At 71.2% G+C, this 23,411-nt stretch carries 19 protein-coding genes; 6 read left to right on the top strand and 13 right to left on the bottom strand.

All coding sequences use genetic code 11. From position 1 onward, the window contains the following. Positions 1-49: 49 nt before the first annotated feature. From AC07FT_RS30045 to AC07FT_RS29985, 13 genes are all read right to left on the bottom strand, one after another. Positions 50-1,579 (bottom strand): class I adenylate-forming enzyme family protein, encoded by a 1,530-nt coding sequence (locus AC07FT_RS30045; RefSeq protein WP_479179100.1) that lies wholly within the window; start codon positions 1,577-1,579, stop codon positions 50-52. A 366-nt stretch (positions 1,580-1,945) separates the two neighbouring features. After that, on the bottom strand, positions 1,946-2,542 hold the full coding sequence (locus AC07FT_RS30040; protein ID WP_471191337.1) for a helix-turn-helix domain-containing protein: 597 nt from the start codon (positions 2,540-2,542) through the stop codon (positions 1,946-1,948). 390 nt (positions 2,543-2,932) lie between these two features. Next, a complete protein-coding gene (locus AC07FT_RS30035; protein WP_479179098.1) occupies positions 2,933-4,351 on the bottom strand; it encodes a DUF6177 family protein in 1,419 nt (472 codons plus the stop codon). An 84-nt stretch (positions 4,352-4,435) separates the two neighbouring features. Next, positions 4,436-8,410, bottom strand: a complete 3,975-nt coding sequence (eccCa, locus tag AC07FT_RS30030) for a type VII secretion protein EccCa (protein ID WP_479179097.1) — start codon at positions 8,408-8,410, stop codon at positions 4,436-4,438. 17 nt (positions 8,411-8,427) lie between these two features. Further along, positions 8,428-9,558, bottom strand: a complete 1,131-nt coding sequence (locus tag AC07FT_RS30025; RefSeq protein WP_479179096.1) for a MinD/ParA family ATP-binding protein — start codon at positions 9,556-9,558, stop codon at positions 8,428-8,430. A gap of 50 nt (positions 9,559-9,608) precedes the next feature. Then, a complete protein-coding gene (eccD, locus tag AC07FT_RS30020) occupies positions 9,609-10,964 on the bottom strand; it encodes a type VII secretion integral membrane protein EccD (protein WP_479179095.1) in 1,356 nt (451 codons plus the stop codon). 52 nt (positions 10,965-11,016) lie between these two features. After that, positions 11,017-11,352 (bottom strand): hypothetical protein, encoded by a 336-nt coding sequence (locus AC07FT_RS30015; protein ID WP_431771885.1) that lies wholly within the window; start codon positions 11,350-11,352, stop codon positions 11,017-11,019. Between the two features lie 20 nt (positions 11,353-11,372). Then, entirely contained in the window at positions 11,373-11,609 is a 237-nt protein-coding gene (locus AC07FT_RS30010; RefSeq protein WP_479179093.1) for a hypothetical protein, read from the bottom strand. 95 nt (positions 11,610-11,704) lie between these two features. Beyond that, a complete protein-coding gene (locus AC07FT_RS30005) occupies positions 11,705-12,541 on the bottom strand; it encodes a hypothetical protein (RefSeq protein ID WP_479179092.1) in 837 nt (278 codons plus the stop codon). Between the two features lie 143 nt (positions 12,542-12,684). Continuing rightward, positions 12,685-15,276, bottom strand: coding sequence for an ICP22 family protein (locus AC07FT_RS30000; protein WP_479179091.1), 2,592 nt, complete (start codon positions 15,274-15,276; stop codon positions 12,685-12,687). Next, positions 15,273-15,665 carry a DUF6507 family protein gene (locus tag AC07FT_RS29995; RefSeq protein ID WP_471191304.1) on the bottom strand — a complete coding sequence of 131 codons (393 nt, stop codon included), beginning with the start codon at positions 15,663-15,665 and terminating at the stop codon, positions 15,273-15,275. The genes AC07FT_RS30000 and AC07FT_RS29995 overlap by 4 nt, the downstream gene beginning before the upstream one ends. Positions 15,666-15,725: 60 nt before the next feature. Next, positions 15,726-16,037: a pore-forming ESAT-6 family protein gene (locus tag AC07FT_RS29990; protein ID WP_254739875.1), complete on the bottom strand. Its 312-nt coding sequence runs from the start codon at positions 16,035-16,037 to the stop codon at positions 15,726-15,728. 50 nt (positions 16,038-16,087) lie between these two features. Continuing rightward, entirely contained in the window at positions 16,088-16,420 is a 333-nt protein-coding gene (locus tag AC07FT_RS29985) for a hypothetical protein (protein ID WP_254739873.1), read from the bottom strand. Between the two features lie 198 nt (positions 16,421-16,618). On the opposite strand from AC07FT_RS29985, the gene AC07FT_RS29980 reads away from it, so the two are divergent. The 6 genes from AC07FT_RS29980 (at position 16,619) to AC07FT_RS29955 (ending at position 23,388) form a co-directional block, all read left to right on the top strand. Then, entirely contained in the window at positions 16,619-20,098 is a 3,480-nt protein-coding gene (locus AC07FT_RS29980) for an AfsR/SARP family transcriptional regulator (RefSeq protein ID WP_479179089.1), read from the top strand. 186 nt (positions 20,099-20,284) lie between these two features. Further along, positions 20,285-21,133, top strand: a complete 849-nt coding sequence (locus AC07FT_RS29975; RefSeq protein ID WP_479179087.1) for an RNA polymerase sigma factor SigF — start codon at positions 20,285-20,287, stop codon at positions 21,131-21,133. A gap of 266 nt (positions 21,134-21,399) precedes the next feature. Continuing rightward, the gene (locus AC07FT_RS29970) at positions 21,400-21,753 is read left to right on the top strand and encodes a PRC-barrel domain-containing protein (protein WP_479179085.1); all 354 of its coding nucleotides are present in this window, start codon (positions 21,400-21,402) and stop codon (positions 21,751-21,753) included. 41 nt (positions 21,754-21,794) lie between these two features. Beyond that, entirely contained in the window at positions 21,795-21,965 is a 171-nt protein-coding gene (locus AC07FT_RS29965; RefSeq protein ID WP_471191292.1) for a hypothetical protein, read from the top strand. A gap of 28 nt (positions 21,966-21,993) precedes the next feature. Next, positions 21,994-23,163, top strand: coding sequence for a glycosyl hydrolase family 8 (locus tag AC07FT_RS29960; RefSeq protein WP_479179083.1), 1,170 nt, complete (start codon positions 21,994-21,996; stop codon positions 23,161-23,163). A gap of 48 nt (positions 23,164-23,211) precedes the next feature. Next, a complete protein-coding gene (locus AC07FT_RS29955; protein ID WP_479179082.1) occupies positions 23,212-23,388 on the top strand; it encodes a hypothetical protein in 177 nt (58 codons plus the stop codon). Positions 23,389-23,411: the final 23 nt, after the last annotated feature.

Genomic DNA, 23,411 nt, shown 5'->3' with positions numbered 1-23,411 from the left:
AAATCGAGGTTGCAGAATGTTCGTGAACCACGTCGCCGGATCGGGCGTTTCACGCGTCCGGGGCGTCACGGAGCCGCAGGCGGACCTTGTCGGGCTTTCCGTTGTCGTTGAGCGGCAGGGCGTCGACGACGCTGATCTCCTCGGGAGCGTGCAGTGCGGACAGCGCGTCGGTGATGTGCGCGCGCAGGGCGCCGGTGTCGACCGTCGCCGACGGATCGCAGGAGATCGTGGCGCGCAGATGCTCGGCGCCGTCCCGGTCCGGGACGCCGTAGACCGCGGCCTGGCGGACGCCCGGCAGGGAGAGGATCTCCCGCTCGACGACCGTGGGGTGGACCTTGACGCCGTCGATCTTGACGACATCGGCGACCCTGCCCAGCAGGTGCAGATAGCCGCGCTCGTCGAAGTAGCCGATGTCCCCGGTGAGGTACCAGCCGTCCCGGAGGACGTGTGCGGTGGCCGCCGGGTCGCCGGTGTAGCCGTCCATCACATGCGGTGAGCGCACCCGGACCTCGCCCGTCTCGCCGACCGCCAGGGGCGCCCCGGACTCCTGGTCGCCGACGACGACCTCCACCTCGGGGAAGGGACGCCCCACGGTGGTGGAGAGCCAGGGGTCGGTGTGCTCCTCGCGGCGCAGGGAGGTGATGCGTCCGGTCTCCCCGGTGCCGTACGCCTGCACCATGATGAGGCCGAGTACGCGGACCGCCTGGGCGATCCTGGCGGGTGCCGCGGCGCTGCCGCTGTAGATGAGCCGCTTCAGCGGCGCGAGCCTCCCGGCCTTGATGTCCCGCAGTCCGCGCTCCTCGAGGTGGTCGAGGAGCTGGAACAGCTGGGCCGTCGCCAGGAAGGTCCAGACGATGTCGTCCTCGGCGACCGTCCTGACGAACTGCCCGGGGTCGAAGTTCTCATGGAGGTGCACCTCGCCGCCCAGCGCGAGGGCGGCGTCGGCCATCGGGCCGACGGTGTGGCTCAGGGGCGTGGTCACCAAGAGCTTCACGGATTCGGCGGCACGGTCGGCGGCGACCATTCCGCGTACCGATCCGTTCCATACCCGGCCGGCCAGTCGAATTCCCTTGGGCCGTCCGGTGCTTCCACTGGTAAATGCGATCACGGCCAATGACGCGGGATCCCACGGCACGGCATCCAGGGGGTCGTCCGGGGCGGTTTCACCGTCTCCGTCCAGCGGCGTACGCGGGTGGGTGACGGTGACCCCGTCGACGCTCCCGGCGAGTTCCGCAGCGCGTCCCGCGTTCTCGGCATCCGTATAGACCGTGATGGCACCGGTATCGCGCAGGATCTGTATCTGGTGGTCCAGCGGAAGAATCGCCTTACTGGTTCCGGGGTTGGTGGAACGCAGATAGCAGACGGCCCCGCCGAGCAGATGTGCCGCATACCGCGCGATCAGCATCCCGGGGCTGTTGGGCGACACCAGAACAGCCACCACACCGGCTTTTCCGACCCCGTTGTCCCGGAGTGCGCGGAACGCTTCGGTGACCGAACCGACCATGGCGCCACCGGTGATCACTCCGCCGCGCCAGTGGAGGGCGGGGCGGTCCGGTGCCGATGCGAACACCGAGAGCATGTCGGAAACGTAGCTGTTGCTTTCTCGCCACCACGGGCCGCGCGGGGTCATACCACCTCTGCCTTTCGCCGGATACTCCCGGAGCATCGCGATCAGCCGGTCCGGGTGAGTTCCATCCTGGGCGGCCGGGAAAGGCGTGAGAAGGCACCTTCGGTGGGCTGGAACGGCGCGTCGAAGCGGCTGCCCGCCCGGGTAGCCGATCGGGGTGGCCGATGGAAGCAGCCGATCGGGGTAGCCGATCGGGGCGGTCCGCGCACAAGAAAAGCCCGCGCCCTCACCGCGGGGACGTCCGAGGGACATCGGCGGTGTGGACGCGGGCTGCCGAGCGGAGGGGGAGGCGCCCGGGAGCGGCCGGGGCGCCGGTGGTCAGTTCGGCGTTCTGCCCAGGCCGGAGTGGGGAAGGGGACCGGGGATCAGGCCGAGGTGCGCGACCTTGACCCCTGCCTGGAAGCGTGAGTCGCAGTCCATGGCCTGGAGGATGGACGAGACATGACGCCGATAGGTTCTGACGGATATTCCCAGCGTGCGGGAGGCGGTTTCATCGGTCATTCCCGCGGACAAGGACTGGAGCACCGCATTGCGATATCCGCGTGCTTCGCTCCCGCCGAGCCCGGTGTATTCATTCACCGGTTTCCCGGAAGTCCATGCGACGTCGAACACCGAATCCAGCACCTTTACCGCCGCGGCCGACTCACAGATCAGATCCTGGTGTCTCGTCCCGTCGTGCACTTCATGGAACAGAGCATGCTCCCCGTCGATGGATATGAATTGGTCGATCCGCTCAGAAAGTACTCGGATATCTAAGCTCAGATCGCTGTTGCGCAGACAGTCGATGATTCCGGTGGTGAAGAGCGAAGCGGGAAGCAGTGCGATACGGACGACCGCCCCCCGGTCCTGTGCCGCCTTCATCTCGGCTAAGACGTCGATGATGCGGGTGGGGCTGAAGCCCTGGTACGGAATCACACCCGACACCCGTGTGCCGGCCTGTCGAATAAGTCTGGACATTTCGCTCCAGGTCTCCCGCGGGTTGAGCGCGCGACGCGCGGGTAGAGCGGAAGCAACGGTTCCCCCATCGGACGACCAAGGCGTCCTCTCTTTGGCTCCGGCGCTTCTCTGATAAACCATCGTTCCCCCGGATTGTTTATCCTGTGCCGTTTTGCTTTTTCTTTAACTTTCGTTAGTTTCACTAACCAACATGACAATGCCCGTATTCGTCGGGCCGCTGCAACAGTTACCTGTGGAATGTGAGGCACCGCACAACCGGTACGGGGGAACGGTGGTGTGATGTCCGATGTTTTCCCTGGTCCGCCCGCGGTGCGGGGGGCCATATGACGGCCCCCGCACCCGTTGTCCCTACGCGCCTTTCAGATGGCGCATGAGGAGTTCGAAGTCCTGCCAGCCCGACAGGTCGCCCGGATCGCCCGGGAGCGGGTAGTAGAGGGCGGGGCGGGCCGCCGGGCCGAGAGGGAGCGGCGGTTCGGCGAGGGGGGTGCGGCGGGCGCGGTCGCCCGGCAGCTCGCGGACCTCCTCCGGCCCGAGCACGAACGCCAGTGGGACGCCGGGGCCTTCGAAGCGCGGCGGGACCATCAGGTCCCGGCGCGCCTTGCGGAGCTGGAGCAGCATCGACTGGAGGTGGTGACGGGTGGCCAGGATCTCCGCGACCCGGGGCAGCGCCTCCAGCGGGGGCTCCTCATCGGGCCCGTAGCCGAAGGCGAGCGTGACGTCCTCCTCCACGCCCCCCGTGGTGCGGCTGACGCGGACCGTGGCCAGAGCGGGCCGGTCGGGGCTGCCGACGACCACGAGCCAGGTGGGTTCGGGCGCCCGGTCGTGGGCCAGGTCCGTCAACTGGCGCACGGACCACGGAAGGTTGGCCGGTTCCGCGGTGCCCCAGCCCGCCGGGGGTTCCCCGGTCAGCTCGCGCCAGACCGACTCCAGGGCACCGCCCAGGACCAGACGGTCGTCGGCGGGGTGGACGGTGCGGAAGGTGACGGCCAGCTGGCGCTCGCCGGTGTCGGCGAACGCCCGGTAGGCGTCGGCCACCGGGGTGTCCGGGTCCTCGGGGGTGGCGTCCTCCGGGGCGACCGGCGCGAACAGGCCGTTCTGCCAGCGCAGTACGGCACCGGAGAGCCCGTCGTAGTAGCCCTCCTGCTCGTCCTGGACGACCCAGCGCGAGGGCCACCCGCCGAGGCTGGTGCGGACCGCGGGGGAGAGCCGGGCCCCGGGCGGTGTGACGATCTGGAGGCCGAGCTCGGCGCGGGCGGTGGCGCGCAGCGCGTCCGAGAGCCAGGCCGTCATCGCGATCACCGGCCGGTCCTGGATGACGACGGCGACCTTGTCGGTGAGCACGTCGACCGCAGGCTGCGCCGCGGCGGGCGCCGGCGCCACGCCCACCCCGTCCGATGACACCACGGCCAGCGAACGGGCGGCCTCCGGCGGCCAGACCGAACCGCCGGACAGGGACGCGAGCCGGGCGGCGAAGGTGCCCGCGAGCCGTTCGGCCTCCTCGACCCCGGTGGTGGCGCGGGCCTCGGTCCACCAGAACGGCACCGGGGGCGCGGTGGCCCCGAGCAGTCGCTCGGCCTCTCCCGCCACCTGGACGAGCACCGGTGACTCCACGGAGACCAGGGGACGCCCCTGCGGGTCGCAGAGCTGGACGACGGCGTCCTCGCCCGTCGTCCCGACCAGCTTGTCGGGGCCTCCGGAGAGCAGCCCTGCCAGCACGCTCAACGGAGCGGGCATCTGCTGCGTCAGGGTGATGACGTCCTTGGTCATGGGGTTCTGTCCGGTCCTTCCTCGGTTGTGAACATCCGTGACGCCGGGGGCGCGTGGCGCGCCCCCGGCACCGCGGGTGCGGTGTCAGCCGTCGGTGTGCACCGTCTGGATCAGCCGGTCCGGCCGCCCTCGCTGGATCAGCACGCCCCGCCCCGCGGGCCGCTGCGCGGCGTACACCCCCGGGAACAGCTGCCCCTCGCTCCGGTCGCCCGCCATGACGAGCGCCGAGGCGCCCGATTCACGCAGGCCCAGCACCAGCGGTTCGTACATCCCGCGCGAGGCGCCCGCGACCCGGCGGGTCAGGACGAAGTGGAGGCCGATGTCGACCGCGGACGGGACGTACGGCAGGAACGGCGCGAGCGGCGCCTGCCCCGCCGTGGTCAGCACGTCGTAGTCGTCGACCAGGACCACGATCCGCGGGCCGCTGCCCCAGCTGCCGGGCTCCAGGTCCCCGGTGTCCGCGGTGTCGTCGGGGAGCCGCTTCTCCAGTTCGGTGGCGATCCCGGTGGCCAGTCCCCCGCACATCCGGGCGTTGTAGGCGTATCCGCCGCGGAACTCCTCCGGGATCGCGCCGCGCAGTCCGCGCCGTGGGTCCATCACCGCGAACACCAGGTCGTCCTCACCGTGGCGCTCGATGAGGCCGTGCGCGATGGTCCTGAGGAGATTGGTCTTGCCGCATTCGCTGTCGCCCAGCACCAGCAGGTGCTGGTCGTGCGCGAAGAGGTCGAGGGTCACGGGCGCCAGCGCCGACTGGTCCAGGCCGATCGGCACGCGCGTGGGCTCGGCGGCGAGGCCCGGCAGCAGCCGCGGCTGAAGGACGTGCGGCAGCACCCGCACCGGCTGGGCGACCTCACCGCTCCAGGTGGCGCGTACCGAACGGGCGGTGCGCTCCAGGACGGCGCCCAGGTCCGCGGTGTCGGCGAGCCCGTCGGTGCGGGCCAGCGCCACCTGTGCGAAGAGCTTGCCGTCGGTGAGCACGCGGCCGGGTTCGTCGGGCGCCAGCGTCTGCGCCAGCTTCCGGTCGATGCTGGACTCGCTCGGATCGTTCAGCCGCAGCTCGACACGGGTGCCGAAGGTGGACTGGGTGGCGATCCGGACGTCGTTCCAGCGCAGCATGGCCGCCACGACGTGGATCCCGTAACCGCCGCCCCGCTTGAGGATGTCGACGACCGCGTCGTCCAGCTCCTCGAAGTCGTCACGCAGCGCCCCGAAGCCGTCGATCATCAACACGATCTCGGCGGAGGCCAGTTCGGGCAGCTGACCGGCGGTGTGCAGGGCGCGCAACTGCTCGACGGAGTCGATGCCGTGCCGGCGGAAGAGCTCCTCGCGGATCTCCAGCATGGTCCGCACCTCTTCGACGGTGCGACCGGCGCGTTCGCGGTCCGCACGTCCGGCGACCCCGCCGACGTGCGGCAGTCCGGAGAGCGCCTGGAGTCCTCCGCCCACCAGGTCGAGCGCGTAGACGCCGACCTCCTGCGGGGTGTGGGTCAGCGCGAGCGAGAGGGCGAGCGTGCGCAGCAGCGTCGTCTTGCCGGACTGCGGGCCGCCGATGACGGCGGCGTGGCCGCCGGCCACCGTGAGGTCCAGGTACCACCGGCCCTGCCACTGCTTGGTGGGGTCGTCGAGCAGTCCCAGCGGGATCCGCAGCGGGCCGCCGCGCCCCGCGAGCCGGGTACCGCGCGCACCGACTTCCAGCGGCCCCGCGACCGTGTCCAGTGCGATGGCGCCGGGCAGCGGGGGAAGCCAGATGCGGCGCACCGGGGCCGCGGCGTCGGCGAGTTGGGCCACCATCACACCCAGCTCGGTCGGCCCGGTCTCCCGGCGCCGTGTCGCCGGCTCCCGCCCACCCGGATCCTCCGGTCCGGCGAGGGTGTTGTACGCCGGGTACTCCAGCGCGAGCGGTCCGGTCTCCTCCTCCTCGTCGCGCCGCACCGGACCGCGGTAGCCCCCGGAGACGTAACTCGCCTTGAAGCGCTCGTAGTGGCTGGTGTCCACCTTGAGGAAGCCGAAGCCGGGCAGCGGCGGGAGGTGGAAGGCGTCGGTGGTGTCCAGGACCGTACGGGACTCGTCGGCGGAGAAGGTGCGCAGGCCGAGACGGTAGGAGAGATAGGTGTCCAGGCCCTTGAGCTTCCCGCTCTCGATGCGCTGGCTGGACAGCAGCAGATGGACCCCGATGGAGCGGCCGATCCGGCCGATGGACAGGAACAGATCGATGAAGTCCGGCTTGGCGGTGAGCAGTTCGCCGAACTCGTCGATGACCACGAAGAGGTGCGGCAGCGGATCGAGCTCGGGACGCTTGGTGGCGCGCAGCGCCGCGTAGTCACCGATGTCGGCCACATTGCCCGCGTCCTTGAGGACCTGCTGGCGTCGCTTGACCTCGCCCGCGAGCGAGGCGTGGACGCGCTCGACCAGCCCGGCCTGGTTCTCCAGGTTGGTGATGACGCCCGCGACATGCGGCAGCCCGGCGAACGGGGCGAAGGTCGCGCCGCCCTTGTAGTCGACGAGGACCAGCGCGAGGTCCTCGGGGGTATGGGTGGCGACCAGGGCGAGCACGAGGGTGCGCAGCAGTTCCGACTTCCCGGAGCCGGTCGCGCCCACGCACAGTCCGTGCGGACCCATGCCCAGTTCGGACGACTCCTTGAGGTCGAGCAGGACCGGTTCCCGGGAGTCGCTGATGCCGATCGGCACACGCAGGAAGGCGCGTTCACCGCGCGCCGCCCACAGCCGGTCCACGTCCAGCCGGGCCACGTCGTCGATCCCGAGCAGTCCGGCGAAGTCGACGGGGCCGGACAGCGGGGCGTCGACGAGCGATTCCGCGGACAGCCGCAGCGGCGCGATCATGCGGGCGAGCCCCTCGGCGAACGGGACGCCCACCTCGTCCACCGTGCCGTGGGCGCTGATCGGCTCCGGCTCGCGCAGATCCTCGATGACGACCTGGTCGCCGTCGACCGTGATCCGCACGCTGACCTGCCCCGGCTCCTGGACCCGACGCTCCAGCAGATGGAGCACGGTGACGCCCATCTCCCGCAGGGCCACGGCGTCGTCGGGGCGCGGCAGGTCCACGGCGTCCGCGCCGTGCCCGTCGGCCACCACCACCAGGCGCGAGGTCATGGCCAGCGCGTCCGCACCGGACAGCCCCCGCCGGACCTCGGCCGCGTAACCGGCGCGGCGGCGCAGCTCGGGTCCAATCTGCCGGGCGAGCTGCGGCGGTGAGGGGGCGATACGGCGGGCGGCGACGGGACCGTCGAACTGCTCGGTGTCGAGCAGATGCGGCAGCCACTTCGCCCACTCCCAGTCGGCCATCCGCTCACCGGGCACGGCGAGCGCCATCGCCGCGTCGTCCGGCGCGTGGGTGGCGGCGGTCTGTACGAGCAGCGCGCGCACGAGGCGCAGGCAGTCCTCGCGTGGACCGATGACGCTGATGTTGCCGACCCGGTCCAGCGGCACGGTGAGCGGGAGTTCGGTACCGGTGCGGAAGCGGGCCATGAGCGCCGACGCCTCGTTGAGCATGAAGCGGTCGGGCGGGGTGAGGACGGACGAGCCCTGCTGGGCGACGGTGAGGTCGCGCATCGGCATCTCACCGGTGCCCACGCGCACGCGCAGGAAGTCACCGTCGAGACGGCGGCGCTCCCACAGCCGGGCCGGGTCGCGCACGATGTCGTACAGCGCGTCCGGCGGCGGGTTGAGCACATCGGCGCGTTCCCTGCGTTCGCGCTCCTCACCGGCCAGTTCCTCGCGGAGGTCCTCCAGATAGGTCAGATACGCCTCGCGCTGGGTGCGGCGGGTGCGCTGGGCCTTGCCGCGCTGCGAGAAGAGGAGCGCGAGGGAGCCGATGATCGTGACCACGACGATGATCGCGCCGAGTCCGGCGAACTGGCTGTTGCGGACGACCGTCATCATCACCACGGACGACAGCACACCGGCCACGGGCAGCAGCGACATCGCGACGTTGCCCGACTTCCCCTCGGGGAGGTTGGGCGGGGCCTCGATGGTGCGGGCCTCGGACGGGGCCGGCGGGCGGGTGGTCCGGGCCGGGCGGTGGATCAGTCGGGTACTCATCGGCGTCCGTCCTCGGGTCAGCGGCGCTGCTGGGAGAGCCGGAAGGCGTCCGCGGCGAGGAGGGCGGCGGCTTCCCTGGTCGCGTGGGCGAGACGGTCGGTGCGGATCGGGCCGCCGGCCGCCAGATGCCGGTCGTAGGGCAGCACCCGGACGCCGGCCCCGGTGTCGGCGAGCCGTCCGGCCGCCTTGTCGAGGTCGATACCGGAGTGCGGGACGAGTTCGGTGAGCGCGACGACGGTCCCGGCGATCATGTGGCGGGGCAGCCCCTGCATCCATTCGAGCACCGCGCGAGTGCTGGTGACGCCCTCCAGGGTGGCGGGCGCGGTCAGTACCCGGGCCTGGGAGGCGGACAGGGCGACACGGGCGACCTCGGCGGGCAGCGTCTCGCAGTCGACGACGGTCACACCGAAGTAGCGGCGCAGCGAGACCATGACCCGCTCGTACGCCGTGGTGTCCAGCATCGCGCCGATCTGGCCCTGGCTGCCGGGGAGCAGCCAGGCGTTGCCGGGGAGTTGGACGAGGTATCCGGTGACGTCGAGGAGGGACATCTGCGGTTCGACGATCCCGGCCAGGTCGCCGGTGGTCCAGCGCACCGACTCGGCGCCGAGCCGCGACGGCAGCGAACCGAGCGCCGGATCGGCCTCCACGAGGAGGACCGGGTCCTGCCGGTAGTGCGCGTAGGCCATGCCCAGCAGCGCGGTCACGGTCGACTTCCCGGCGCCGCCCCGGATGGAGGTGACGGCGATCTGGCGGCCGGTGGTCACCGGCTGCTGGAGGGTCTCGGCGGTGGCGGTGGTCGCGGCGACCTCGCGCGCGGCCGAGGAGGAGACGGTACGGCGCAGGGTGCGCGCGGTGCGCGCGGCGATGTGCTCGCCGTGGCGCGGCCGGTGGGTGGTGGCGGCGAGGGAGGGGTCGGCCACGGGGCGGGAGTCGGGGGTGCGCGGGGGAGACGGGGCCGGGTGGGGCGGTGGCGCGTGCCGTGGTGCCGGGTTCGGGGGCGGGGCCTCGACGGGGGTGTCCGCGGGGCTGCCCGTGGGGACCTCTTTCCGGGGAGCGCCGCCGCCGCTGCTTTCGCCGCCGTCGCCGCCGTCGCTGCTGTCCCGCAGGGAGCGCAGCAGATCGCCCTGCCAGTTGTCCGCGTTCGCCATGTCGGCCCTCTTTCCCACCTGCCACCCCGCCCGGAGGGCTGCGCGTCGACTCAGAACTTGTTGAGCAGCTGTCCGTAGACGCCGAACACACCGACGGCGAGCGGGAAGAGCCCCACGACACCGATGGATTCGGTCAGATCGGCCACCCGCCGCAGCCGGACCCGTACATGCTCGGGCGGCTGCACCGCCAGGGCCAGCAGCGGCAGCACGGCCGCCGCGCCCAGCACGGCGAGCGGTCCGGCACCCTCGGTATGCCCCATCCACACGACCACCAGACGGACGACGAGGACCGCGGCGGCGGTGAACAGCGTGACCACCTCGGCGACCAGCGGGAAGGCGCGCGCCCGGGAGAGCAGCACCAGGGCCACCACGGAGGAGAGCGCCACCGTCCACACGGTCGGCTCGTCGGCCAGGGTCAGCAGCCAGCCACCGGCCGTCGCGGAGGCCGCGGTGACCATCGTCGCGAGGGCGAGACCGCGGTGGGTGGCCGCGAGCGCGTTGCCCACCTGGTGGCGGCTGACGGAGGCACCGGCGGAGCGGCGGTCGTCGAGTGCGGTGAGGCCGGAGGCCATCAGCGCGAGCCGGGGCAGCAGCCCGAGCAGCACCACGGAGAACACCGCCATCACGGCACCGAGCCGGGCCGTGTCGTCCTGCACGGCGGCGACGGCCTGCCACACGACGGCGAGCGCGGCGGTGGTCCCGGCCCCGACGAAGCCGCCGCGGCCGAGTGGCGAGAAGCGGCCGAGCAGCGCCAGTGTCACGACGACCGCGCTCGCGACGGCGGCGAGCCGGGTGGTCCCCGACCAGTCCTGGGCGTCGGCGGCGGTCCACGCGGCGAGGACGCCGAGTCCGCCGGAGGTGAGCAACAACGCCGTGGCGAGCCCGCGGTTGCCCCGGCCGACCGTGGCCGCGGCCGCACCGGCCGCGGCGAGGACGAGCGCGATGACGGCGAGGGCCCCCGCGAGCGCGTCGAGCGCGATCTCGCGGCGGGCGAGCAGTCCGGCGAGCACCGCGAACACCACGGTTCCCACCCCCGCGCTGATCCGGCGCGCGGCCGGGCGCCAGCGCCAGGTCCGGAGGTCGAGGTCGTCCGCGACGAGATCGGTGACATCGTGCACCACGGGCGCGGGCGGCGCCGTATGCGCCCGCACCAGCCGCAGGACGGCCCCGTCCGCGACCTCCGCCGAGGAGAGCGTGGCGTCATGCGGGAGCGCGGAACCGTCCGCAGTGATCAACTGCCGTGTCATCGGCCGCGACGCGGCCCGGTCGTCCAGCAACTGGAGGATGTCCGGCAGCAACTGCCCGATCGGAGCGTCCGAGGGCAGCACGATATCCGCCCGGCGGCGCTCGCCGATCAGCGTCACCCGGCTGAGCCGCGCCCGGGAAGTCGATGCTGTGTTCACCACTGAAGGGAACCTATCGTCGCGACGTCGAGGGCATGGAACCGGGTGTCCGTCATCATGAACTCTTGTCGGTTTTCTCGGACTTCTCCGATTTCTCGGATTTCTCTGAATTCTTCGGGTGTGATGTCTGGGGCGGCTGCTGGTACTGCTGTTCCTGGCGTTGCCGCTTCTCCTGCTCGTCCTTCTGCTTCTGCAAGGTGTGCTGGAGGAACGACCACCCGACGCAACCCGCGCACAGGACGGCGGCGATCGCGATTCCGGCGAACATCTTCCCGATCCGCTCATCCGCCGTACGCCGCACCCGCAGAGCCCCGAACAGCAGCGCGTCCCGCATCCTGCGGCGGCGCACCGCGACGGACTCCAGGAGCTGGCTGTCGTAATCCCGTGCCACTGGTCTGGGGATTCCTCTCCTCACTGCCTCTGTGCAACGTAAGCCATCGTGCGCGGGCCGTACAGACCGGGTCGGTCGTCCAGGACGTTCAGGCTCGTGTCGTCCAGGTCGAGCGGACTCCGCTCCAGGGACTGCTCCATGCTCGCCTTGGGGATGGCGGCGGTGTCGATCTCGATGTGTCCGGCGGCATCGAGGGCGAACGCGCCACCCCGCTCGAACATCAGCACAAGTGGCTCGAAGGGCGCTGGAAGATCCACGAGGTCCTGATGGATGTCCGTCAGAACGGCGAAGTCGAGAGCCCATAGGGGGCGGGGTCGGACAGGGGTGTGGAGGGTGTGGTCGCCCCGCGGGGTCAGTCTTCGCTCGTGCGCTCCCGCAACGATGCCAGGTCACACGTGCCGGGCTCGTCGTCCTCCGAGAGGTCGGCCAGCTCGGCGAGGGCCTGGGAGGGGGACAGACCTCGGTCGTACGCCGAGCGCAGCCGGTCCAGCCACTCGAGACCTTCCTTGTACACCTCGTCGTCCCCGACGTCCCGTGGTTCGAAGCTCGCCGCGTTCTCGGCGTCGGAGGCCCAGAGGTACCCGAGTACCTGGCGCTCACTTCGCACGGGAACGTACTGGACTTCGCCGTCCGCGTTGCGCTTGTAGCCGATGCGACCGAATCCGGGCGTGTGTGTGAACGTCTCGTACCGAGTGAGGACCTCGAAGCTGGACCACACGTCGGACGCTGTGCCGTCGTCGAAGTAGTTTTCGACGCCGAACTCGGTCGGCCTGCCGAAGTAGGTCGGGTCGTCCGGATCGGTCTCCATGTCGAGCGCCTCCGAGAGATCGCGGAGGGTGGCGGACAGCCGCGGTGCGTTCGCCGCGTACACGGTGGGCTGGGGACGGCCTTTGAGGTCGTACGGCATCCAGGCGTCCGAAGACGTCACCAGATCGACGGTGAGGTAATCGAGAAACGCGGAGACCCCGAGTCGGCACACTCGCTCTTCATGAGGGTCCGCCTCCCCAGTCAGGACCACACCGGGGCTGTTCACACTGGCGGCTACCCCTCCGACCTCTCCGGGGCGCAGTGCGGCCTCGACCCGCGTGGCCAACTGCTGGGCGACCTCCGCAGGGGGCGCAGGCTCGTCGACCACGAACTCTTCCTTGAAGAGGTGACTGTTCGAGTCCCCGGCCTCGTGTACGGACACGGACACCTTCGGAGGGCCGACCATGAGCTGGTGATCCGCCAGGACGGAATGGGCAGTCAGCGCTGCGTGGAGGCAAGCGACGATCATGTCCCGGTCCTGGCCGTCCCGTCCCCAGGTCCATCGGGCTACAGGAGTGCTAGCGATCACAGTGTTCCCTCCGGCATGAACTTACCGCGGGGCGGGACGAGAATAACCCCATCTTCCACGCGAATGATGAACTGAACCCCCTTCTCACCGTAGACGTCTGTAAGGCGCTGTTCCGTTCTGAGGGTGAGGTGGTCGGCCCGTGTGCCCTTGGTGTCGACGACGAAGGTCCTCACGTCGGCGCCCGAATGTTCCAACTGCTTCATGTTCTCGAAGATCTTCTTGACGACCTTCTTCGGATTCGCGATTTCTTTGAACTGATAGCCATGGACGTTGCCATCGGCGTCGCGGGCCATGACATCGAGGTCGGTATCGCTACCGGTCCTCACCCCCGGCTTGATTTCGACATCTCCCTTAACCTCGAAGGAGATGTCGTGGATGCCGCTCTCGTGTAGCCGATTGCCGAGCCGGAGCTGCTCGATGCCGCCGGACATCTTGTCCGCGTGGCTCAGGCTGGACACTACTTGCTTGTAGCCGACGGCATCGTTGAACCTGCCGGACGCAATGGTGTCGGCGATCTCTTGTCCAGCAGGATTGTCGGCGAGATTGGCCAGGACGCGGTCCAGGTCGTCCGGCTTCGGGGGCGGGCGTCGGAACTGCTCACGGATCTTCTGCTCGGTCTCACCACCGCGCTCGAAGGGTCCGGATTCGTCGTGCGGTCGCTCCCATCCATGCGGATCGCCGGGGCTCTCGTCACCGAACCCGTCAGGCGAAGTCGGTCCGTCCGGACCATTTCCTCCGGGACCATGCCCGCCACTCTCGGAGCTTCCCGGATTTTCTCCGTGGCCACCCGCAGGGCCTTCGCCGTGCCCGCCGGTAGGTCCGTCGTGGCCCGTGCCCGTACCCGGACCGTCGCCATGTCCGCCGGACGGCGGTTCGTGGCTGGCTGATGGGCCCGGGCCGTGGTCGTGGGCGTGGCCTCCGGGGAGGTTGTCGCCCGCGTGGCCGCCCGGCAGGTTGTCGCCCACCCTGCCGCCGGGGAGGTTGTTTCCGACATGGCCACCGGGGAGGTCGTCACCGACACGTCCGCCCGGCAGGTCGTCGCCGATGCGGCCGAGGTCGTCCAGGCCGCCGCCCAGGTTGATGTGGGTCGCGTTGTCGAGGGGGCGGGCGCCGGCGGCGACGAGGTCGGGTTGGCGGGTGGGGGAGTCGACCCGTGGGACGTCGGAGCCCGCCGGGCGGTCCACGATGTCCGTCGGGGCATGGGCGGCGTCGTGGGCGAGGGAGCCGTCGGACTTGTAGATGTTGCCGTCGGTGTCCATGAAGCGCGGGGCGCCCTCGCCCGGGAGTTTGACGCTGCCCGGGGGCAGCAGGCCGCCGTCGGGCAGGGCGACGCTGTCCTTGGGGATCTTGACCGCGTCGTCCGGGATGGGCGTACCGGAACCGTCGGGCAGATGGACCTTGCCGTCGGGGGTGAGGTAGGAGCCCTCGGGGATGTGGACCGTACCGTCGGGCAGTTCGGGGATGTCGATGGACTCGATCCCCTTCAGCCCCTTGGCGATGTCGCCGATCTTCGACAGACCCGCGCCCGCGCCCTTGGTGATGTAGGTCATCGGGTCGATGACCCTGCCCGCCTTGCCGGCGGCGGCGAGGGTCTTGGCGACTGCGCCCGCCTTGCCCGCTCCCGAAGCTGCGCCGCCCGCGCCGCCGGTGAAGACGGTGGTGACGACGTTGAAGGTGACCGCTCCGGCCGCGCGGCCGGGGTTCTTGCCCCATTCGTCCCAGGCGACCAGCGCCTTGCCCGTCTCCTTCATGGCCGTACGGGAATCCCGCAGCCAGGAGGGGAGCTTGTCGTCCGGCAGGGACCAGAAGAGGGTGCCCGCACCGGGAATGGAGGTGATCGCCAGACCGGTGGCGAGCTGGGCAAGCCCCTTCCACGCCTGGCCCATGGCGTCCCAGCCGCCGAAGCCGACGAGGGTGCCAAGACCCTTGAGGGTGCCCCACACACCGTCGACGATCAGGCCGTCCCATACGAAGGACTTGACCCAGTGGCCGATCTCCCAGGCGTGGTGCTTCTCCTCGACCGGGTCACCCCAGGGGAGCTTGGCCTTCTCCATGTCGTCCGCGTTGAACCCGTACTGGTTCTTGCGGTCCGAGCCGTCCCCGGCGACCATCTGGTCGCCGTTGAACAGCGCGGTGATCTTGTTGTGGCAGGTGCGCTCGGCGGCCCAGAACGCGGCGACGGTCCGGGTGATCTCGTCGCGCAGCTCGTTGTGCTCGTCGACCTTGTCCTCGTCGTACTGCCAGTCGTCGTCGTCCTTGTGGTCGTTGACGAACGTGGTGGCGGTGGTCTTGAGGTCATCCAGCTTCTTCACCAGCGGACGGATCTCGGTGGCGTACTCCGACAGGGCCGTGGAGACCTTCCCCAGGTCCTCGGCGAAGTCGTGGGCACGCTCCTTGACCGGCTTGGTCGTCGCGAAGAGCTGCTCGGCCTCGGGCGCCTTGTAATAGGCGGACAGGCCCTGGAAATGGGTGTGGACATCGGCGCCGACGGAACGGATGTGGCCCGCGTCCTTCTTCAGCCCGCCGCAGGCCTTTTCGAGGAGCTCGAGATCACCGGTGTACTGCGGGATCTCCTCAGGCTTGATCATTTGGTCTGTATCCCCGGCTTCTTCGGGTCCAGATCGGGGTCGCGCAGGGCCTTGTGCTGGACCTGGGCGGCCATCTCCAGATCACCGTTGAGGTACTCCGTCGTGGCGTTCATCGCGCCCTTCAGCGACTTGCCCGCCCGCGCGGCCATGAACTTCAGATCGGGAGTGGCATACGAGGAGAACTGGGAGAGGGCCAGGGCGACCAGACCCCCCTTGGCCTTCTCCCCGCCCTTGCCGCCGCCGTCGGCGCTGATGGTGCCCGCGTGCTCCGCGGCCGACTGCAGATGCGTCCCGTACGACTTCGCATGCTTCTCGATCTTCGCCGCGAACTCGCCCGTCGTCTTCAGCACGCCGGAAATGCCCTGTGGCTTCAGATCCCAGCCCGTCATGAGTCCCCCCGGGACACGTCAGCGCCACCCACGGTCGGGTGGCTCGGCCGATGACCGCGGTCAGCCGATGTTGTCGACCGCGGCCTTCGCGCGCGACAGCGTGTGCTGCGCGGTGCCGTCGTTCTTCTCCAGCGTCGTCTTCAGCAGCTGGATGATGTTCTTGACCTCCTGCGAGGACCGAGTCCAGCGCAGCTCCTTGCCGTGGTACTCATCCGCCACGCCATCCGCCCTGAAGTCGGCCATCGCCGCCTTCACCTGGGCGTCGCGCGCGGTGATCACCTCTTCCAGACGTGCGATCACCGCCTGGATGTTGCCCTGCGCGTCCGCGGACGCGCCCGTGTCGTACGAGCGGCGGTCATTGCCGGCAGCCATGAGTGCTCACTCCCCGTTGAGCTCGTAGGAATCGCGGTCGGTGCCGCGGATCAGCGGCCGGAGAAACGGGCCGCGTCGAAATTGGCCGCGCCCATCTGCGTCCGCGCGTTGTCACCCTGCTCCTGGTCACCCGTGCCGAAGGCCGAGTCCATCCCCGACTGGCCGCCCAGGATCGAGGACAGCGCGCTGTGCAGGGACTGCGAGATCTCGTCCGAACGCGCCTTGAACGAGTCGAAGGCCGCCTTGCCCGAGCCGTTGAACTTTCCTTCCAGCGGCTCCGCCGCCAGAACCAGTTGACGAATCAACGCTCCGAGGTCGTCACTCGACCCGCGCGACTTCGACTGAAGGGTCGACAGCGTCTGGGCCCCCATGTCGAACTTCATCCGACTCCCCTTGCCGATCTATAAGAAGGTCGTTTCCAGTGCCATCCTTCCAACTACGGGAAATCGTCGCAATGGAGAAACAACAGGCTGTGACACAGGCGTGACAGGTGTGTCGAACTTCTCAGGAGCAGATGCGTGTCGCGTCCGGCCGGGGGTCGGCCCTGTGGCCCGGTGACGGGTGCGCCCTAGGGTGGCGGAATGGGGCGGGTGGGTCGGATGGGAGGGGGTGACCGGAGCGTGCCGGAGTGCGGGGTGCGGTTCCGCCTGCTCGGGCCCGTCGAACTGGCGGTGCGCGGTCGGCCCGTCGGGCTGACCGGGAAGCAACGCACGCTGCTGTCCCTGCTGCTGGTCCAGGCCGGCCGGCCGGTGTCGGTGGAGCGCCTCAAGGACGGGATCTGGGGTGAGGAGCCGCCCGCCTCGGCGGACGCCCGGGTCCGGGCGCTGGTGGCGGAGTTGCGGCGGGCGTGCGGACCGGCCGGGGCGGAGGTCGTGGTCACCCGGAGCCCCGGCTATCTGGTGCGGGTCGAACCGGGCGCGCTGGACACACAGGAGTTCACGGAGTCGGTGGACCGGGCGAAGCGGGCGGCCGGGCTCGGGGACTTCGCGGAGGCGGTGGCCTCGTACCGGGACGCCCTCGCGCTGTGGCGCGGCGGTCCGCTCGCCGATGTGCGGGGCGGTCCCCTGGTCTCCGCGGAGGCACGGCGGCTGGCCGGGCAGCGGCTGGACGCCCTCGAGGGGCAGGCCGAGGCGAAGCTGGCGCTGGGGCGGTACCAGGAGGTCATCGCCGATCTGAACGGACTGATCGCGGAGGAGCCGCAGCGGGAGCACCCGCGCGCCCAGTTGATGCGGGCGCTGCACCACAGCGGCCGTCGGGCGGAGGCGCTGGAGGCGTACCGGAGCTTCCGCGGACAGCTGGTCGACGAGCTCGGCGTGGAGCCCGGCGAGGCGCTGCGGGAGGTGCACCAGCGGATCCTCCGCGGCGAGCCGGCCGCGGGAGCGGCGCCGGTGGGGCGCCGGACCGGGAGCGGGGTGCCGGCCGGGAGCGGGGTGCCGGCCGGGAGCGGGGTGCCGGCCGAGGGCGAGGCGCCGGCCGAGGGCGGGGTGCCGGCCGAGGGCGCGGTCCGGGCGGAGGGGGCGCGTCGTGCCGAGGACGCCGTCCGGGACATCGCCGCAGCGGTGTCCGCGACGCCCCCGCCGGAGGTCCCGCTGCCGGTGCCGCGGCAGCTCCCGCCCAGCACCGGGCGGTTCATCGGCCGCATGCGCGAACTGGACGCGCTGGACCGGCTGAGCGCGGAGCCCAGCCGGGTGGTGCTGGTCGTCGGCCCGGCCGGGACGGGGAAGTCGTCGCTGGCCGTGCACTGGGCGCGGCGCGCGGCCGACCGGTTCCCCGGCGGTCAGCTCCATCTGGATCTGCGGGGGTTCGACAGGAGCGAGCCGATGTCGCCCGGGGAGGCGCTGCCGCTGTTGCTGGGCGCGCTGGGGCGGGCGCCCGAGCACATCCCGCACCAGCTGGACGCGCAGATCCAGCTCTACCGCTCGCTGCTGGCGGGCCGCCAGGCCCTGGTGGTGCTGGACGATGTGGCCTCTCCGGACCAGGTGCGCCCGCTGCTGCCGGGTGATCCGGGCTGTCTGGTGGTGATGACCAGTCGGGACCGGCTCCCGGGGCTGGTGGCGGTGAACGGGGCGAGCCGGCTCTCGCTGGACTCCCTGGGGAACCAGGAGGCCCTGGAGCTGGTCGCCCAGCGGGTCGGGGAGGCGCGGCTGCGGGCCGAGCCCGAGGCCGCGGCCGGGCTGGTGGAGCTGTGCGGCCGGCTGCCGCTCGCCCTGACGGTGGCCGGGGCGCAACTCGCCGACCAGCCGCACCACACCGTGGGCGACTACGTCCGGGAGCTGACCGAACGCGGACGGCTGGACCGGCTGTCCATCCCCGGGGACGAGCACGCGGCGGTCCGGGCCGCGTTCGCGCTCACCTACCGGGCGCTGACGCCCGCGGCGCGGCGGCTGTTCCGGCTGCTGGGGCTGGCGCCGAGCGGCGGGCTGACCACGGCCGTCGCCGCGACCCTGGCGGACGTCCCGCGCCGGGCGGCCCGGGACCTGCTGGACGCCACCGTCCGTGTGCATCTCGTCCATGAGACCGCCGCCGACCGGTTCGTCTGCCATGACCTGCTGACGGAGTTCGCGGTCGAGCGCTCGGCGGAGGAGGACGGCGCGGAGGACCGCCATGCGGCGGTCATGCGGCTGTTCGAGTACTACTTGCGCTCGGTGGGGAACGCGGCCCGGGCCAACGGGCTCCATGAGCTCTCGCTGCCGTACGAACAGGTGTCCACCGGAGTGGTCGCGGAGAGCTTCGACAGCCCCTCGGAGGCTCTGACCTGGGTGGACACCGTGTGGGACGACATCACGGCGGCCGTCGCCCATGCGGCGGAGAACGGTCCGCCGTGTATGGCCTGGCTGCTGATGGACGCCCTGACCGATCTGCTGCACCACGGCAGACCGCTCGCGGAGTGGGTGCGGCTGGCCGAACTGGCCCTCGGTGCCGCCCGCGCCCGGCACAACGCGCCGGGCCAGGCCGCCATGCAGCTGTCACTGGGACACGCCCGCCGGCGGATGGGGTGGCTGGAGGAGGCCAGGCACCACTACGAACAGGCGCGGGCCCTGGCCCGGTCGGCGGACTGGCGGACCGGGGAGGCACACGCGCTGCGCGGCGTGGGCGTCGCGCTCCGGCAGCTCGGCGAGCCCGCAACGGCCCTGCTCCGGCACCGCTCCTCGCTCGCGATCGACCGGGAGCGGGGCGACCGGCGCGGGGAGTCGGTGGGACTGGTCGACGAGGCGTCGGCGCTGCTGGCGCTCGGGGAGCTGGACGCGGCCGAGGAGTGTCTGACCCGTGCCCTGCCGCTGACCGCGGCCACCGGGAACGTCAACCTGGAGTCGATAGCGCTGGTGAGTCTGGCGCGCATCCAGCTGAAGCGGGCCCGCTTCGACACCGCGGCGGCCCTGTTGGAGCGCGCCCGGATCGGTGCGATGAAGGGCGGCTTCCGCTGTGCGGAAGCGATGGCCCATGAGGCGCTCGGCCGTCTGCACAGCGACCGGGGCGCCTATGAGGACGCGATCGGCGCGCATATCGAGGCGCTGCTGATGACCCGGGCGGCCGAGAACACCAGCGGCCAGGTCGACGCCCTCTCGGGGCTCGCGTACGCCGAGGCGTGTCTGGGACGTACGGAGGAGGCGGTCCGGCACGCGGAGCTGGCGCTGTACCTCGTCGGCCGCACCGGCCATCGCACCGGGCTGGTGGACGTCCACATCGCGGCGGCCGAGGCGCACCGCCGCGCGGAGCGGCCGGAGGCGGCAGCGCACCACGCCCGCTCGGCGGTCGCCCTGGGGGACGAGGGACACCGGGCGTCGCTCGGCCAGGCCCGGGTGGTCCTGGCGCGCGTCCTGCTCGGACTCGGTGACGCGGCGGGGGCGCTGGCCGAGGCGCGGCGGGCGCGGCTGCTGGCGGAGGAGAGCGGCCAGCGGCTGGTACGGGCCCGTGCCCTGCTCGCCCTCGGGGACGCGTACGACCGCTTGGACGACACCGGGGCCGCCGACGCGGCGCGGCGGTCCGCGCGGGAGCTGTTCGAGGCCATCGGGCTGCCGTGTCCGCGGGCCGCCAGGGCGGTGGAGGACTCTCCGCGCTGACGGCCTGTCAGCCCGCCCGTCCGGGGCGGGCCGGGTGGCGGGGATGCGCACCGGGTCCGGAGAGTCTCTGAGATTTTTAGGAATGAAGGTGTAGAGGGTGGGTACACGCGTCTTCAATCAGCCTATGCATGCAGCCGATACAGGGAGTGCGACGTGAACGGCACGGCACCCGTGGTCTCGTCAGACATGACGGCAGCCGAAGCTGAGCAGGACAGTGGAGTTGAGCTCACTGGTCTTCCCTCGGTGACGGACCCGTCGAAGGTCGCGCCGAAGGACGCCAGGGCGCTGACGAAAACGTTCCTGGATCGGCTGACGGAGCTCGAGGAGGGGACGCACGAGTACCAATACGTGCGGAACACCCTTATTGAGCTCAATCTGTCGTTGGTCCGTTATGCCGCCCGGCGGTTCCGCAACCGCTCGGTGGAGATGGAGGACGTCGTCCAGGTCGGCACGATCGGCCTGATCAAGGCGATCGACCGGTTCGACCTGACGCGCGAGGTGGAGTTCACCACCTTCGCGGTCCCCTACATCGTGGGGGAGATCAAGCGCTTCTTCCGGGACACCAGCTGGGCGGTCCATGTGCCGCGCCGTCTCCAGGAGCTGCGGATCGACCTGGCCAAGGCGAACGAGGAGCTCTTCCAGCGGCTGGACCGGTCACCGACCACCGCCGAGCTGGCCGAGCACCTGAAGCTCAGCGAAGAGGAGATCCTCGACGGTCTGGTGGCCAGCAACGGCTATCTGACCACCTCGCTGGACGCCCCGGCCGATCATGAGAACGGCACCACCCGGGTGACGACCTTCGCCGACCGCATCGGCGAACTCGATCCCGCCATGGAGGTCGTCGAGAATCTGCACGCCCTGAAGCCGCTGGTGGAGCAGCTCGGGGAGCGGGACCGGCGGATCCTCCAGATGCGGTTCGGGGAGGAGATGACCCAGTCGGAGATCGGCGCCGAGCTCGGTGTCTCCCAGATGCATGTGTCCCGTCTGCTCACCAAGGCGCTCACCCGACTGCGCCGCGGGATGCTCGCCGAATAGCCGCCAGGAGCGGCACCGAAGCCACTGTCGGTTGTGTGGTGGGAATGTCGTGGGGGGGGGGGGGGGGGGGGGGGGGGGGGGGGGGGGGGAAAGAGGGGGGGGGGGGGGGGGGGGGGTTGGGGCCCCCCCCCCCCCCCCCCCCCCCCCCCCCCCACGGCGTTCACGGAGGTGCCCCCGTCCGGTGTACCCCCTTGTGGGTGGATGGCGTGGCGTCCCGCGGAAAGGCGAGGCAGCCTTGAAGCACAGAGGTCAGAGGGTGATGAGTCATGATCCAGCCAGCAGATATCCGTGAGTGGCGCGACCGCGCCGTCGTCGACGACCAGGGCCGCAAGATCGGCTCGCTCGAGGCGATCTACGTGGCCACGACCAACGACGAACCGTCCATGGCCACCGTCCGCACCGGTGTGCCCACCCGTCACAAGCTGGTGTTCGTCCCCGTCGACGACGCGATCGTCGGTCCGGGGTACGTCAAGGTCTCGTACGACCGGTCGCTGGTGAGGAAGGCACCGTCCATCGGGACGGACGACATCCTGCCCGCGGAGCAGGAGGGGACGATCTTCCAGTACTACGGCAAGCCCTACCAGGCCGCCGCCGGTGAACGGCGGCTCGCCCGCCGCTGACGCACGGCCCGCCCGCCGCTGATCCGAGGAGACCCCGCGCCGTGGCCCTGTTCCTGTTCTTCGTGATCGTGGCCATGGCGCTCGGGATCATCGGCACCACGGTGCCGGGGCTGGGCTATCTGCTGGTCATCGGCGTGCTGGTGCTTGTGGTGGACCTGGTCCTCTCGGTGCTGGGCTGGTCGCGCCGCACCCGCCATCGCCGGCTGCGATGACGGCGCGGACCGTGGTGACGGGCCGATCGTGACGGCGGGACGCGGCGCCGGCGCCGCCGTCCCCTTCGGCTCTCATGCCCGTCCCTACCCGCCGGGCACCCTGCGGCCCTCCGGGGACCCCGGAGCGGCCGACCGCCGGGTCCTCGACCACTACCTGCGGTGGAAGGCGTGTTTCGTCCGGCGCGGGATCGGCGGCGAGGAGGACCGGTACGCGGTCCACACCCCCGACGCCGCCCATCCGTACGTCGCCGAGGCCCAGGGGTACGGCCTGGTCATCACCGCCCTGATGGCGGGCGCCGACCCCGGGGCCCGGACCGTCTTCGACGGCATCCTCCGGCATGTGCGCGCCCACCCCTCCGTCAACGATCCGGAACTGCACGCCGCCCAGCAGGACGACCGCGGACGGGATGTCGGCGGGACGGACTCGGCGACCGACGGGGACCTCGACATCACCTATGGGCTGTTGCTCGCCGGGTGCCAGTGGGGCGGGGACTACACCGAGCTCGCGCTGCGGCGCATCCAGGCGGTCGAGGACCGCGAGGTGCACCCCGTCACGCGGCTGATGAAACTGGGCGACTGGTCCTGCGGTGACTGGGACGCGGTGTCCCGGACGTCCGACGGGATGCCGGGCCACTTCAGGGCGTTCCGGGCGGCCACCGGTGACCCCTTCTGGGACGCGGTGCTGGACGCGCAGCTCACGCTGACCGGCACCCTCCAGCGGCAGTACGCCCCGGAGACCGGGCTGCTCCCCGACTTCGTCGTGGACACCACCACCGGCCGCCCCCGCCCCGCACCCTCGCGGGTCCTGGAGAGCCCGCACGACGGCGACTACCACTGGAACGCCTGCCGCGTCCCCTGGCGCCTCGGCACCGACGCGGCCCTCGGCGGCGATCCCCGCTCGGAGGAGGCCGCGCGCCGGATCAGCCGGTGGGCGCGGACGGCGACCGGCGGTGATCCGGACCGGATCGGCTGCGGCTACCGGCTCGACGGCACGTGCTACGGAGCGGGCTGGTCACCCGCCTTCGCCGCGCCCCTCGCGGTCGCCGCGCTGACCGACGACGGTGCGCAGGGGTGGCTGGACGCGCTGTGGGAGCGGCTGTGCGCCACCCCGCCGGATCCGGACCGCGCCTTCGCCGCCGGGGTGCAGCTCCAGTCGATGCTGGTGATCAGCCAGAACGCCTGGACGCCGTGGCGGTGACCCGGAGCGCGGTGGAATTCTGGTGCGCGTCCGGTGGGTTTCCTCGCTGTGAGGCGACGAAGGGCCCGGTCCGCGGGCGTCGGTGGCTGCCGGTGCGGTACGGCGGGCGGGCAACGCGAGATCAGGCGGGCGCTGGTACGGCGCCGGGAGCCGCTGGACCCGGCCGCCCTGACCCGGCTGCGCCGCTTCGGCGAGGCGCTGCTGCGCGGTGAACGGCCGTCGTGACCCGCCCGCGGCGCGGTTGCCGA

It is taken from the genome of Streptomyces sp. NPDC045899, from assembly GCF_056431485.1.
Note: the sequence above shows the minus strand (reverse complement) of the source record. Positions and strands in the feature narration are given on the sequence as shown.